This window comes from Synechocystis salina LEGE 00031, assembly GCF_015207985.1.
GTDB lineage: Bacteria > Cyanobacteriota > Cyanobacteriia > Cyanobacteriales > Microcystaceae > Synechocystis > Synechocystis salina.
Genome location: NZ_JADEVV010000008.1, coordinates 51345 through 63847, shown reverse-complemented (window position 1 = coordinate 63847; position 12503 = coordinate 51345). Strand labels below are relative to the sequence as shown.

At 49.2% G+C, this 12503-nt stretch carries 12 protein-coding genes; 8 read left to right on the top strand and 4 right to left on the bottom strand.

The window, feature by feature from the left end; all coding sequences use genetic code 11:
* Positions 1-40: 40 nt before the first annotated feature.
* The gene (locus IQ217_RS04355) at positions 41-1411 is read right to left on the bottom strand and encodes an AAA-like domain-containing protein (protein WP_194019045.1); all 1371 of its coding nucleotides are present in this window, start codon (positions 1409-1411) and stop codon (positions 41-43) included.
* A gap of 126 nt (positions 1412-1537) precedes the next feature.
* Between IQ217_RS04355 and mscL the strand changes: the two genes are divergently transcribed.
* The gene (gene mscL, locus IQ217_RS04350) at positions 1538-1975 is read left to right on the top strand and encodes a large conductance mechanosensitive channel protein MscL (protein WP_194019044.1); all 438 of its coding nucleotides are present in this window, start codon (positions 1538-1540) and stop codon (positions 1973-1975) included.
* Here the strand turns inward: mscL and ruvA are convergent.
* Together ruvA and IQ217_RS04340 are read right to left on the bottom strand one after the other, a co-directional pair.
* On the bottom strand, positions 1969-2604 hold the full coding sequence (ruvA, locus tag IQ217_RS04345) for a Holliday junction branch migration protein RuvA (RefSeq protein ID WP_194019043.1): 636 nt from the start codon (positions 2602-2604) through the stop codon (positions 1969-1971). The two genes, mscL and ruvA, sit on opposite strands and share 7 nt — an antisense overlap.
* Before the next feature lie 12 nt (positions 2605-2616).
* On the bottom strand, positions 2617-3393 hold the full coding sequence (locus IQ217_RS04340) for a TIGR00297 family protein (protein WP_194019042.1): 777 nt from the start codon (positions 3391-3393) through the stop codon (positions 2617-2619).
* A gap of 190 nt (positions 3394-3583) precedes the next feature.
* On the opposite strand from IQ217_RS04340, the gene IQ217_RS04335 reads away from it, so the two are divergent.
* The 7 genes from IQ217_RS04335 (at position 3584) to IQ217_RS04305 (ending at position 11083) form a co-directional block, all read left to right on the top strand.
* The gene (locus tag IQ217_RS04335; protein ID WP_194019041.1) at positions 3584-4813 is read left to right on the top strand and encodes an NAD(P)/FAD-dependent oxidoreductase; all 1230 of its coding nucleotides are present in this window, start codon (positions 3584-3586) and stop codon (positions 4811-4813) included.
* Positions 4814-5041: 228 nt separating this feature from the next.
* Positions 5042-5293, top strand: coding sequence for an RNA recognition motif domain-containing protein (locus IQ217_RS04330; RefSeq protein ID WP_028947815.1), 252 nt, complete (start codon positions 5042-5044; stop codon positions 5291-5293).
* Positions 5294-5420: 127 nt separating this feature from the next.
* On the top strand, positions 5421-6866 hold the full coding sequence (gene gatA, locus IQ217_RS04325) for an Asp-tRNA(Asn)/Glu-tRNA(Gln) amidotransferase subunit GatA (RefSeq protein WP_194019040.1): 1446 nt from the start codon (positions 5421-5423) through the stop codon (positions 6864-6866).
* A 148-nt stretch (positions 6867-7014) separates the two neighbouring features.
* Positions 7015-7959 (top strand): peptidoglycan DD-metalloendopeptidase family protein, encoded by a 945-nt coding sequence (locus tag IQ217_RS04320; RefSeq protein WP_228025679.1) that lies wholly within the window; start codon positions 7015-7017, stop codon positions 7957-7959.
* A gap of 97 nt (positions 7960-8056) precedes the next feature.
* Positions 8057-8455 carry a glycine cleavage system protein GcvH gene (gene gcvH, locus IQ217_RS04315; RefSeq protein WP_194019039.1) on the top strand — a complete coding sequence of 133 codons (399 nt, stop codon included), beginning with the start codon at positions 8057-8059 and terminating at the stop codon, positions 8453-8455.
* Positions 8456-8548: 93 nt separating this feature from the next.
* Positions 8549-10321 (top strand): Rqc2 family fibronectin-binding protein, encoded by a 1773-nt coding sequence (locus tag IQ217_RS04310; protein WP_194019038.1) that lies wholly within the window; start codon positions 8549-8551, stop codon positions 10319-10321.
* Positions 10322-11083, top strand: a complete 762-nt coding sequence (locus IQ217_RS04305; RefSeq protein ID WP_194019037.1) for a SinI family restriction endonuclease — start codon at positions 10322-10324, stop codon at positions 11081-11083.
* Here IQ217_RS04305 and IQ217_RS04300 read toward each other — a convergent pair.
* On the bottom strand, positions 11075-12502 hold the full coding sequence (locus tag IQ217_RS04300; RefSeq protein WP_194019036.1) for a DNA cytosine methyltransferase: 1428 nt from the start codon (positions 12500-12502) through the stop codon (positions 11075-11077). The two genes, IQ217_RS04305 and IQ217_RS04300, sit on opposite strands and share 9 nt — an antisense overlap.
* Between the last annotated feature and the right edge of the window lies 1 nt (position 12503).

The window sequence follows — 12503 nt, the reverse complement described above, 5'->3', positions numbered from 1 at the left end:
GCAAAATCGAACCCATACCACAGTAACCCAGCTAACCGCCTTACAACTGTTCATGGAAATAACGCTGGTACAAAGGACAGCTAGCACTGCACCGATCGCCACTGAGGGTCACTAGCCCCATGCTTTCCAAGCGGTAGGCAATGGGGGGGTCCAACTGCACCGGACTGTCACTGTTAACCACCTGCTTCATGCTGGCGGCCAAATCCGGCGTCCCCGTCAGTAAGCCCCAAAGACGGCGGAGATGATTGCTATAAATACCGCTCTGGGTAACCGCATTGGCCAAAATGGTTGTTAGATCTACACTGGTCTTCTGTACCGCATCCAACGCCAAACGAATCAGATAGGGATGGCCCCCCACCAGTTCGCCTAAATTCAATAAATTTTCTTCTTCAATTTGATTTTCATCAAAACCATAGGCGCTTTTCAGTTGGAGAATTTGCTCCTTGGTGAAGCCAGTTAATTTCCACTGACGCCCCACATTAAAGGGGGATTGATTGGCATCTAGCTTGACATAGGCTTCGGTGGAATTGGCAATGATTAAACGGAGTTTTTGCCATTGGGCCAAGTTATTACTTTCTTCATGCCAATAGCGCAACATGGGCAGGAAGTCCTGGGCAATGACAGGAAACTCAAATAAGCGGTCTAGGTTATCAATAGCCAACACCAACGCCCGGTCAGTTTGACCAAGTAAATAATCTTGTACGTAGGTTTTACAACTAACTAAACTGCCAAACAATTCTTCGTCCCAATAGTCATCTAAATTGGGTTTAATGCCCAATTCCCGACTGAGGTTGGCACAGAACCACCGTAAAAATTTATCCAGGTTACTAAACATGGCACTTTCCGCCGTTTGGAGGTTGAGATAAATATGGCGATCTCCCGTTGCCTCCACTTCCGCTAGCAAAAATTGCAATAGAGATGTCTTGCCCATTTTTTCCGGAGCTTTAATGCGCAATAGGGCTCCCCCCCTGGTCAGTTCCTCAAGACATTGTTGCTCCGTGGGCAGCCGTAGAACATAGATGACGTTATCTCCCAGGGGACTGCCCCGGCCAACGGTTAATGCTGGGGTAAGGCCATTAATGCCGCCAGCCAATTGCTCACTCTGCCATTGGGGATATTTGACCTCCTTAAACCAATCCCGCAACAGTTGGAACTTGCCTGGTCCGCGACTGCTGGCATCCAATTCTGGGCAACCCCCTGGCTTATCATTGGCAAAAACCCCGTAAATTTGGGTCATTTGTTTTTTATAAGTTTCATGGCTAGCGGCCTCAGCAATCTCCCACACCTCCAGGTCGGACTTGCGCCAATGTTCGTAGGCAAAGCGAGCTAAAAATACCTCCTTAAGCTTGCCCCGTAGATTGTAGTCGTGGGTAATGTCTAGTAAAAATTGGTTCCAACCAGTTGGTTTCATCGACAAATATGGTCTCGGTAATTAAGTGCTGAGCGTCTGCCCAACCGATTTAATGGTAGCGCTGAAAACTGCTATGATACCACTGAATAATTAACAATATTTTAGTACAAAAGAGGAGTTAAACCCATGGCTAAAAGTGGACGACAAGGGGCCGGTGGATTCTGGCGGGACTTTAAGGATTTTATCCTGCGGGGTAACGTGGTAGATCTGGCCGTAGCCGTAGTAATTGGTGGTGCTTTTACCAACATTGTTAATGCATTTGTAGCTTGGTTAATGGCAATTTTGCTCCAACCAGTGCTGGATCAAGCCGGTGTCAGTCAATTACAGGATTTACCCTTAGGTTTAGGGGAATTAGTGATTGCAGTGGTGAATTTTATTATTATTGCTTTTGTGATTTTCCTCATCATTAAAGCCATCGAAAAAATGCAACGTAAAAAAGCAGTGGAGGAAGAAATTGTGGCGGAAGTGAAGCCAGATCCGATGCTAGAAGCCCAAACTAATTTAACCGATTCCATTAATCGTTTAATTACGACTTTAGAAAGTCAGCAATTCCCCCCTCAATGATCACTTAACCAACCGATCGCCTGGCGGATCCAAATTTCAGGATCGTCGCTCTGGGCCACCTCTGGAAATTGGCTGACCATGGCGATCGCCTGCTGGATTTCCGTCTGACTGTAACCCAAGGCCAATAGGGTCATTTCTAGGTCTTCCAGTAGGGCAGTCTGGGGCAGGGCAGAGTCAATTTCCCCAGCCCCCATTTGTAGCTTGTGCCATTGGGATAACTTACTTTTCAGCTCCAGGGCTAACCGTTCCGCTCCCTTTTTCCCTACCCCCGGCGTTTGACATAATTGTTTGATATTGCCCGTCACCACTGCCTGCACCAAACCTTCAAAACCCAGCGTTTCAATTAAGGCGATCGCCAACTGGGCCCCGATGCCGGTTACCCCCATCAATTGACCAAATAAATCCCTTTCCGCCAGGCGGCCAAAACCAAATAGGGCCATCTGGTCTTGACGTACCAAGAGGTGGGTAAAAACCTGTTGGGGTTCCGGGGGCGGCGGAGTCCATTGTTGGGCTAAAGAATGGGGCACCTGCAACTCATAACCCACCCCATTAACGGACAAAATTAAAAACCAACGGTTCTGAATATTTTTTGTGACTGTAATAACTTGGCCGTGGAGAAACTGAATCATACTAGTTTGCTTTTAAATCAACTGGGCCGTAGCTGCCATGCCGATGGCGATCGCCGCGCCTAGGAAAGTGTTAATGCCGTTAACTACTTCATTGGTGAGCCAGGGCCATTTGTTTTGCAAGGTTGCCCCAATCACACTCTCTAGGTTGGTGGCCCCAAAGGCGGCCAGGGTGGAGAACATAACGCCCCCTAGGGTGATCAATCCCAAGCCGTACCCTAAAAATGCCAGAGCTAACCCGGCCACAAATCCCGCCACGGTGCCTTCCACACTCACTGCTCCCTCTGTTCCCCTCGGCACTGGTTGCAGGGTGGTAATTAAAAAAGTGCTTTTACCGTAGGCTTTGCCCACTTCGCTGGCGGTGGTGTCCGATAACTTGGTGCTAAAACTAGCGACGTAACCCAACGCTAACCAGGGTTGCCACTCCTGCGGACCAAAGGCGATCGCCAGGGCACAGAAAGCAGCAGTCAAGGCAGAACCCCAGACATTTTCCGGGCCTCGTTGGCCGGATCTTTTTTCAGCAATGCCAGCGGCTTCCTTTTCCGCTTGGCCAATGCGGGTGACCGCGGAACCCACCAAAAAATAGGCTAAAACTACCAGGTACCCTTGCCAGCCCAGGGCGGCCCAAATGATTACCCCCAGCACCCAGGCATGGCCGTAACCCGCAGTGGTTAAAAGCTTCTTTGGGGCGATCGCCGCAAAGGCCAACAGCAAACTATTGAGCACAATACCGGTAAGCCAGGGGAAGGCCAAACTTTGCCGCCACACTTCACTAATCAGGGAATTGTCCATGGGGAAAAAATACCAAAAACATCGATGGTTGCTGGATCAAGGGTCACTCCTAGGAGCGGGCCAGACCAAGGGCAATCGCCAGAAAAAGGATTAAATTTTTTCCGGGAGCCGGGCCCTAGGGCAAAATAAAGATCAAACTGTACGACAACAGTCTGAAGCAAAAGAGATTATCGGATTTTAGCCAAACACCATGACTGCATTGAACCATCAAATTATCGTTGTTGGAGGGGGAGCCGCAGGTATCACCGTTGCCGCCCAGTTATTAAAACAGCAACCCAAACTCGACCTGGCGATCGTCGAACCCTGCGATAAGCACTACTACCAGCCAGCCTGGACTTTAGTGGGGGGGGGAGCCTTCGCCATGGAAGACACCATCAAAGCAGAGCAGGATTGCATTCCCAGCGGCGCCAAGTGGATCAAAGCCAGCGTCGCCAGTTTCGACCCGGACAATAATTCCCTCACCCTCCAAGATGGCCGTTGTCTCAGCTACGAATATCTGGTGGTTTGTCCCGGCATTCAAATCAATTGGCACCTAATTCCGGGGCTCCAGGAATCCCTCGGTAAAAATGGCGTCACCAGCAACTACGATCGCCGCTATGCCCCCTACACCTGGGAGCTGTTGCAAAATTTCAAAGGAGGCAATGCCCTCTTTACCTTTCCGGCCACACCGATTAAATGTGCCGGCGCACCGCAAAAAATTATGTATCTAGCGGACGAAACCTTCCGTAAAAATGGTGTGCGAGATAAAACCACCATTACCTATGGGGTGGCGGTGGGAAAAATCTTTGGCATCCCTGGTTACTGCGAGTCCCTAGAAAAAGTAGCAGCCAGCAAGGATATTGATGTGCGCTACCACCATAACCTCAAAGCCATTAATCCCGATACCAAAGAAGCTACCTTTACTGTCAATGGGGAAACGGAAGTCACCCTGCCCTACGACATCATCCATGTGGCGCCCCCCATGGCCGCCCCGGATTTTATTAAAAACAGTCCCCTGGCAGCGGCAACCGGTGGTTGGGTTGATGTCGATAAATTCACCCTGCAACATAATCGCTACAGCAATGTATTTAGTTTGGGGGATGCCTCTTCCCTGCCCACATCCCGCACAGCGGCGGCGGTACGGAAACAGGCCCCCGTGGTGGCCACCAACCTTTTGGGCTTGTTAAACAGCAAACAACCCACGGAACAATATGGCGGTTACACCTGTTGTCCCTTGGTCACTGGCTACGGCAAAACCATCATGGCGGAATTTGACTACGACGGCCAGCCCAAATCCAGCTTTCCCTTTGACCCCACCCAGGAGCGTTGGAGCATGTGGCTAGTAAAACGTCATGTTTTGCCCTGGTTGTATTGGAATCGTATGCTCAAAGGAGAAGCCTTTGAACCGGACAAATGGAAGCCCCTTTTGGGCAAATCCTAGGGTCAGTTGACCGAGGGCTGGGGAGGGTTTTGGTGAAAATTCTCCCTTGTGAAGACATCTAGACAAATTAGCCATCAAATTCTGGCGGTTGGTGCTATGATCAGCCAGTGAGATTAAGGATCGGTAGACGCACTTGTTATGAGTGTTAGTGCATTGTTTATGGTTACGCTTAGCAGGCTTCTCTCCGAAACCCACTCTCTTTCTTTTCTCTGGTTTTGGAGCTAATTTATGTCCATTTATGTCGGGAACCTTTCTTATCAAGCCACCGAAGATGACGTTTTGACTGTCTTCTCCGAATACGGCACTGTTAAGCGGGTTCAACTCCCCACTGATCGGGAAACTGGTCGCATGCGGGGCTTCGGTTTTGTTGAAATGTCTTCCGAAACGGAAGAAGCGGCCGCCATTGAAGCTCTGGATGGAGCCGAATGGATGGGGCGGGATCTCAAAGTTAATAAAGCAAGACCGAGAACCCCTCGTTAAACTTTTGCTGAATTATCTAAATTTAAGATTTCATTCGTTGTGGAAGGGAAGGTGTCTGAGTCATCTTTCCTTTTTTGCTAGGCAGGCTTACTGATAGACTGGGGGAGGTAAATCTGGCTCTTTCCCTATGTCGCTTATTCGTGCCCTGCACCAAAAATTAATAGATCAAGAAATTTCCGCCGTTGCCGTTGCCCAGGCGAGTTTGGCGCGGATTGAAGCGGTGGACGACAGATTGAAAAGCTTTTTGCAGGTGACGGCACCCCAGGCGATCGCCCAGGCGGAACAAGTAGACGCCAAAATTGCGGCGGGGGAACCCATTGGCCTACTGGCGGGCATTCCCATTGGCATTAAGGATAATCTGTGCACCAAGGGCATTGTCACCACCTGTGCTTCCAAAATTTTGCAAGGTTTTGTGCCCCCCTACGAGTCCACGGTGACGGAGAAGTTGCAAAAGGCCGGGGCGGTGATGGTGGGGAAGACCAATTTGGACGAATTTGCCATGGGCAGTTCCACGGAAAATTCTGGCTATCAAGTCACCGCTAATCCTTGGGATTTGACCAGGGTGCCGGGGGGGTCCTCCGGGGGATCGGCAGCGGCCGTAGCAGCGGATGAATGTTTGATTGCTTTGGGCTCCGACACGGGGGGATCCATTCGCCAACCGGCCTCCCTCTGTGGGGTGGTAGGCATGAAACCGACCTATGGTTTAGTCTCCCGTTTTGGCTTGGTGGCATATGCCTCTTCCTTGGACCAAATTGGCCCCTTTGCCCGGCGGGTGGAGGATGCGGCTATTCTGCTCCAGGCGATCGCCGGCCATGACAGCAGGGATTCCACCAGTTTAGATGTGCCCATTCCCGATTACACCCAAGCCCTTAAGCCCGACCTCAAAGGAGTGAAAGTGGGGGTAATTATGGATGCCTTTGGAGATGGTCTGGACGACAGCGTTAACCAAGCAGTGCAAGCGGCGATCGCCAAACTGCAGGAATTGGGAGCCAGCATTGAAGAAATAAACTGCCCCCGTTTCCGTTCCGGCATTGCGGCCTACTATGTGATCGCCCCTTCCGAAGCGTCAGCTAACCTAGCCCGTTACGATGCGGTGCGCTATGGCCTCCGGACGGAGGCGGACAATTTAATGGATATGTACACCCACACCAGGGCGAAGGGATTTGGGGCGGAAGTTAAACGGCGCATTATGCTCGGTACCTATGCCCTGTCCGCTGGTTACTATGACGCCTATTACCTCAAGGCCCAAAAGGTAAGAACCCTAATTAAACAGGACTTTGACCAGGCATTTACCAAAGTGGACGTGTTGGTTTGCCCCACCGCCCCCACCACGGCCTTCAAAGCGGGAGAGAAAACTGATGACCCCCTCAGCATGTATCTCTCCGACTTGATGACCATCCCGGTGAACTTGGCGGGGTTACCAGCCATGAGTGTGCCCTGTGGTTTTGACGATAATAATTTACCCATTGGCCTACAACTGGTGGGCAATGTCCTAGGGGAAGAAATGCTATTTCGGGTGGGCTATGCCTATGAGCAGGCTACAGCATGGCACGATCGCCAACCGGATCTGTAGTTGTGTCAATTAAAAAACAGATTTTTACCCGTCCCCGTCCCTGGCCATCAGCCTCAGTGGCATCCGATGGTCGTTGTCAGGGTACATTCCCTTGCCGTAAAAATTTCTGGCTTCCCCTCACCAACGCCCCCCAGAATATTAGCTATCGTTGATTAGTAATTGGTCAGTCATACATTTTGTCAGCAATATTTTGAATTTGAAGGTGCAACCAAAACGGCAACGGCGATCGCCAAAGACCACAATCTCTATGGTTGGGGCCTTTCTGCTCTTGGGGTCATTTTCGACTCCACCCATCCTTACCCAGGGCCAAACTGCCCCCCTCACTGACCTTTGCCCCGAACCGATCGCCAAGAGGATGACTCCCCATGTAGTCAAAGCCGGGGAAACCATCGATAGCATCGCTCAAAAATATCAACTGGTGGCGGAAACCCTGATCAGTGTTAACAGTCAGTTATCCAGCGGCTCTATCACCCCAGGGCAAACCATTTTAATTCCTCCTTTTAACGGTCGTTTTGTTACCGTGCCAGCGGGGGCCACCTGGCGCGATCTGGCGGCGGCCTATGGCTTGCGGGCGGATATTTTATTTGAAATCAACGGTTGCACAGAAAAGCCCGGTCGGGCATTTATTCCCGGCATCAGTTGGGGCAATCGGCCCAGCCCTGCGGTGGATAATTACACAGGTTTGGCCCAATGGCCCATCCAGTCCCCCGCCCAGATTGGCCTAGATTACGGCTGGCAAAACCAAGGGGCCGGGGAAGATGCCTTTTTTCACAGTGGGGTAGATTTGCTAGCTCCCCTGGATACCCCCGTTATGGCCGCCGCCGCTGGGGAGGTAATTTTAGTTAGCCAGGAAGGGGCCTATGGTTTCCTAGTGGTCATTGACCATGGCAACGGCCGCCAAACCCGCTATGCCCATCTCAGTCGCTTTGCGGTGGGCCCTGGGGAAAAAGTCCCCGCTGGCAAGGTCATTGGCTACGTCGGCAGCACTGGCCGGCCAGATATTGCCCCATCCCATCTCCATTTCGAGGTAAGGGTCCAATCCCCCGTTGGTTGGGCGGCCCAGGATCCGAAATTGCATTTACCCCGCCAATAGTTAAGGGATTTTTAGTCTCCCCTAGCCCCAGGGATAACCTCTGTCTTCGCCATATTTTTGGTAAACTAACAACGCTGTTGCCTTTAGCGGTTTTGCCATGGAACTGGAACATCCCGACGATCTCTATTATTTGGATTCCCACGAATATGTCCGCTTTGATGGGGAAACGGCCACCGTTGGCCTGAGTGCCTTTGCCGTGGATGAGTTGGGCGATATTGTCTTTGTGGAATTGCCGGAAGAAGGGGATAAGGTAGAATTTGAGCAATCCATGGGGGCGGTGGAATCGGTCAAGGCTGCATCGGATCTCTATTCCCCAGTTACGGGCACTGTAATCGAAAAAAATACTGTCCTCGAACAACAACCGGAATTACTGAACCAGGATCCCTACGGCGAAGAGGGTTGGTTGATTAAGGTGCGCTTGGATGACGTGGAGGATGCCAAGGAAGGATTAATGGCCGCTGGAGACTACCGCGCCACCCTAGAAACGGGAGATTAGGCAGTTGGGGCGGAGGTTAGATATTAAACCTTTTCCCACCCCATGGATAGTTTGTAACAGTTCAAATTTTCGATACCAGGGCAGGAAATCATTATGCAGGCTGTTGATTACACCACCCTAATGGCCATTTGTGCTGAATTACAAGATGACTGGTTACCGGCTCGCATCGAACAGGTTTACCAGCACGATCGCCATGGTTTATCCCTCGCTTTACGAACTTTAGAAAAACGGGGTTGGTTAACCCTAGCGTGGCATCCCCAGGGAGCAAGGCTTTGTTTAGACGTTCCCCCACCCCAGGAACCGGATACGTTTACCTTGAGCGACCAACTGCGTCACCAGTTGAAGGGACTAGCCCTAACTTCCCTAGCACCTCTGCAGCCCTGGGAACGGGTCATTGACTTGGCGATCGCCAAACGGCCGGGAGACGAACCTCTGTACCATCTTTTTTTGGAGGTCATGGGCAAGTATAGTAACCTGATTTTGACCGATGCCCAACGGCAAATTATCACCGTCGCCCACCAGGTAAGTGCCCAACAATCCAGGGTGAGGACAGTGCAAACGGGGCAACCCTACCAACCACCACCGCCCCTGTTGGCTACGCCTCCCTTGTTAACAGAAAGTTTGGACGACTGGCGCGAAAGGGTGCAATTAATTCCAGGTTTATTGAGCAAGCAGTTACTCAAAAGTTACCGGGGGGTCAGTCCCATGGTGGTGAAAAGTTTACTTGCCTGGGCCGGTATTGATGACCAAATTAATAATCAAGCTTTAACCCCCAACCAATGGGAAAATCTTTTCTCTGCCTGGCAAATTTGGTTACAACGACTAGAAAAAGCAGATTTTGTGGGCAAAAGGTTGCCCCGGGGCTACACAGTTTTGGCGGCAAGTAGCGATGTTCATGGAGTTAAACCAGCTCAGGAAAAAGGCGATCGCCCTTTGCTTGCCATTAATGAGATGGTAAGTGAATATTACCGGAGGGAGTTAGGACGGGAAAATTTCCAGCAATTACAGCACCAAATTCAACAAAAGTTGGCAACTTTGATTGGTAAATTGCAACAGAAGGCCCAGACGTTTCAACAAAGGTTAGCAGCGGCGGCCAATGCCCAGCAATATCAACGGCAGGCTGATCTGTTGATGGCCTATCTCCACCAGGGGCAACCGGGTTTAAGTGCCATTACTCTGCCGGATTTTGACGACCAAGCTCCCGTTACCATTCCCCTACAACCGGATAAAACCCTGATCCAAAATGCCCAACGACTTTATAAGCAACAACAAAAATTAAACCGGGCAGAGGCGGCCATTCTTCCATTGCTGGCTGAAGTTAATCAGGAATTGGCCTATCTCACCCAGGTGGAAACCAGTGTGCAGGCGTTGACGGAATTTGATGCTCCGGCCGATTGGCAAACGTTAACAGAAATTCGCGATGAACTGGTGGAGCAGGGCTATTTAACCCTTAGCCATGGCCGTCCCCGACGTAAGGAAGCGGAAACCTTTGAGCCCCACCAAGGCCTGACCCCTTCTGGTTTTCCCCTCTGGATTGGCCGCAACAATCGCCAAAATGATTACCTCAGTTTTCGGGTTGCTACTGAGTATGACCTTTGGTTCCATGCCCAGGAAATCGCCGGCAGCCATGTGTTACTCCGATTACCCCCAGGGGCGATCGCCGACGAGCAAGATTTACAATTAGCGGCGGACTGGGCGGCCTATTACAGCCGCGGCCGGGGGGAAGAACAGGTGCCCGTGGTCTATACCCAACCCAAATATGTTTTCAAACCCAAGGGCAGTAAGCCAGGCATGGTGATTTATCAACAGGAAACGGTTATTTGGGGTAAACCCGGAGCGGTTAATTCTAAAGAGGAGAAAAGTTAAATGCCTGTTAATTTCGACACCATTATTACCACATCAAGTTCTGAAAAAGACTTTTTAAAAGTTTTTGAAGATGTGTTTTCTCAGCAAAATCAATCATTTCTTGAAGCACACAGAACGATTCTCACAGCCTGCTACAGAAACCCGGGACTTTCTCCAAGTTCAAAAAAGGTAAAAGGTCATGATCAAGAATCTCTAGTAAAAGTTTGGCTTAAAAAATACAATGACGGTTTTAACAACAGAATATCTCAACGTGTTTCCAATCCTCCGGGAACAGTTGCCGATCCGATCATCGATACGATTATCAATACTCAATTAACAAGGCTGACAACAGAGCATCTTGAGCAAATCAAATATGCCCATCGGCTATCAATGTCTGCTGAAAACATTCTTGGATTACTTCTGGAAGAATTTTTAGCTGAGCAACTTTCTAATTATGGTTGGCATTGTTGTTGGGGAGAAACTATTCGGCACGTAGATTTTTGCAATGTTGATGGTTCTCTCTTGCAGGTCAAGAACCGCAGCAATACGGAAAATGCCCCATCCTCAAGCGTCAGAATTAATCAGCCTATCGAAAAATGGCATCGAGTTGATTCTAAAACAGGTTCCCATCGATGGTCTTATTTTAATGACAAGTACAATACGGATCGCTTTTCAGAAGAAAACTTCGTTACCTTTGTTCAAAAGGTTCTAATCGGTAATCCAGGTGCATTAGCCATTGAGGTGAACAATCCTTGGAAGGATTTGTCGGATTCATTAAACTAAGTTAAGAGATAGTTGCTTTGTTGAGGCATTTTCAAGATAGCCCATATCTTTCATCCAACTAACATCATCCGTTTTGTTGTAACGGGAATACGGAAAATCTGGGTAGGCAACCGGGGACTCACCTCTCAAGTAGGATAGCAACATTCTGGCGATCGCCCTGCCCAGAGAGGACGGTACAGCATTACCAACTTGTCGATATTGATCAAGCAAGGTACCTGCAATCATCCAATCGTCCGGAAATTCTTGAATTCTTTTATATTCTTCAATACTTAGAGGTCTGTCCTCTTCCGGATGAGCTAAATCAGTTGCAGGCATAGCTGGGTGAGTTACTAATGTCGGAGCGGGTTTATCCCAAGCCAGTCTACGGTAAAAACCGGTTTTTCCTCCTCCTGCATGATAAGAATTACCTAATGCCTCTTGATGCAACTCTTCCGGTAAATCTCGCCAATATTGCCCGGCCTTCAGCAATCTGTAATACTTGAGTCGTTTTTCAGGAAACTTAACAAAATGATGTCCATCTTTAGGAAGATCTTTTAAAGCCTCTCGCAATTTTTTCCATATTGGGAGTCCATATAGACCTTGCTCTGAATTGGTGGGTGTGAGATAAGGCAGTTTTTTTCCATCACGACTACAAGCAATAACAACTCTCTCTCGTCGTTGCGGAGATCCAAAGTTAGCAGCATTGTACAGGTTAAAAGAGACACTATACCCTGCTTCTTTTAGCCTTTGGGTAATGAAAAGTAATGCGCCCCCCCTTTGTTCATCTTGAGATAATGGTGGAAAATTTTTCCCTCTCATTTCATGAGGTCTATGTTTTAATGGGGCGGATAATAATCCTCGAACATTTTCAATTACTGCAAATCTGGGCTTAAGTTCAATGATTAAATTGATGAACGTTAAAAAGACGTTGCCTCGCTCATCATTGAATCCTTGACGCTTTCCCGCGCTGCTAAAGGCTTGGCATGGTGGACCGCCAACTATTACATCAATCTCATCAGTTATACTCAGTCCTGCTTTCTCTCGAATTTCTGCGGCTGAGTAATCCCGAATATCCCCAATTAGCGCTATATCTGGTCGATTGATTTCAATGGTTTTCCGGGCGGCTGCATCGATTTCAGAGGCAAGTAAAACCTGTATACCTTCCTTTTCTAATCCCAAGTCCAAACCCATACAACCAGAGAAAAAACTCAAAGCTTTTAAGCCAGGTTTGCTAAATGCACGCCTACCATGGTCGTGAATCTTTAAGCTTGTATCTTCTTTCTTAAGACTATAGTTCTGAACAGACTCTGATGCTACAATCCACCGACTGCTGATCCTCTCGCCGCTGATTTCGCCATACCGGAGTAGCTGACGAACATATTGCTCAGAGCAGTTTAAGATTTCAGAGGTCTCTTTTACAGAAAAATACTGGGTGGCCATG

Excerpts from the sequence above, each read along its gene's own strand:
- gcvH (WP_194019039.1), top strand. The coding sequence starts at position 8,057 with ATGGAACTGGAACATCCCGACGATCTCTATTATTTGGATTCCCACGAA.
- ruvA (WP_194019043.1), bottom strand. The coding sequence starts at position 2,604 with ATGATTCAGTTTCTCCACGGCCAAGTTATTACAGTCACAAAAAATATT.
- gatA (WP_194019040.1), top strand. The coding sequence starts at position 5,421 with ATGTCGCTTATTCGTGCCCTGCACCAAAAATTAATAGATCAAGAAATT.
- IQ217_RS04330 (WP_028947815.1), top strand. The coding sequence starts at position 5,042 with ATGTCCATTTATGTCGGGAACCTTTCTTATCAAGCCACCGAAGATGAC.
- IQ217_RS04335 (WP_194019041.1), top strand. The coding sequence starts at position 3,584 with ATGACTGCATTGAACCATCAAATTATCGTTGTTGGAGGGGGAGCCGCA.
- IQ217_RS04340 (WP_194019042.1), bottom strand. The coding sequence starts at position 3,393 with ATGGACAATTCCCTGATTAGTGAAGTGTGGCGGCAAAGTTTGGCCTTC.
- IQ217_RS04300 (WP_194019036.1), bottom strand. The coding sequence starts at position 12,502 with ATGGCCACCCAGTATTTTTCTGTAAAAGAGACCTCTGAAATCTTAAAC.
- IQ217_RS04355 (WP_194019045.1), bottom strand. The coding sequence starts at position 1,411 with ATGAAACCAACTGGTTGGAACCAATTTTTACTAGACATTACCCACGAC.
- IQ217_RS04310 (WP_194019038.1), top strand. The coding sequence starts at position 8,549 with ATGCAGGCTGTTGATTACACCACCCTAATGGCCATTTGTGCTGAATTA.
- mscL (WP_194019044.1), top strand. The coding sequence starts at position 1,538 with ATGGCTAAAAGTGGACGACAAGGGGCCGGTGGATTCTGGCGGGACTTT.
- IQ217_RS04305 (WP_194019037.1), top strand. The coding sequence starts at position 10,322 with ATGCCTGTTAATTTCGACACCATTATTACCACATCAAGTTCTGAAAAA.